Raw genomic sequence first — 744 nt, forward strand, 5'->3', positions numbered from 1 at the left:
GAACTGAAAGTCGGGCAGCACCTCTGTCATCTAAAGGAAATACTTTGTATTTGATCGCATCTTGCTCCCAAACTTTTTTTAGTTCAGCTAATTTTTCGGGATATTTTTTAGATAAATCTGTAGCTTCTGTAAAATCTTCGTTGATGTTGTACAGCTCCCAGACCTCATTTTCAAAACCAGGCGTTATATCTTGTCTCCAAGGCTTAGTATGCTGGTGAGCTGCTATCCATCCATCTTTATACATCGCTTTATTATCAAAAATTTCAAAGTATTGCTGCGTTCTTAATTCTGGAGCTTTTGCATTTGTAAAAGTCGACATAAATGATTTTCCTTCCAAAGGAACTTGCTTGACTCCATCAACATAATCAGGAAAAGTAGTTCCTGTAGCTTCCATTATAGTTGGAGCAATATCTATAATATGTAGAAACTGATCACGAACAATCCCGTCTGGTTTAATTACTTTAGGCCATGATACAACTAAGGGATTTCTGGTACCTCCAAAATGTGAAGCAACCTGTTTGCACCACTGAAATGGTGTATTTACAGCCATAGCCCATCCTACAGGAATATGAGGCGTTGTGCCATATTCCCCTAATTTATCGACTTCTTTTAAATTTTCTTTCAGAGAACTTTGAATGCCGTTCAAGGCTTTTATCTCATTCAATGTACCTTCTAAACCACCTTCAGCGCTGGCTCCATTATCTCCTACAATGTAAAAAATAAGTGTATTATCAGCATCCGGAA

At 37.6% G+C, this 744-nt stretch carries 1 protein-coding gene; it reads right to left on the reverse strand.

Annotation, left to right across the window (positions count from 1 at the left end):
- Positions 1–744 (reverse strand): sulfatase/phosphatase domain-containing protein (locus JC605_RS23625; RefSeq protein ID WP_198858534.1); only part of this gene is annotated, 744 nt, incomplete at both ends.

This window comes from Flavobacterium sp. IB48 (assembly GCF_016405855.1).
Taxonomy (GTDB): Bacteria; Bacteroidota; Bacteroidia; order Flavobacteriales; family Flavobacteriaceae; genus Flavobacterium; species Flavobacterium ginsengisoli.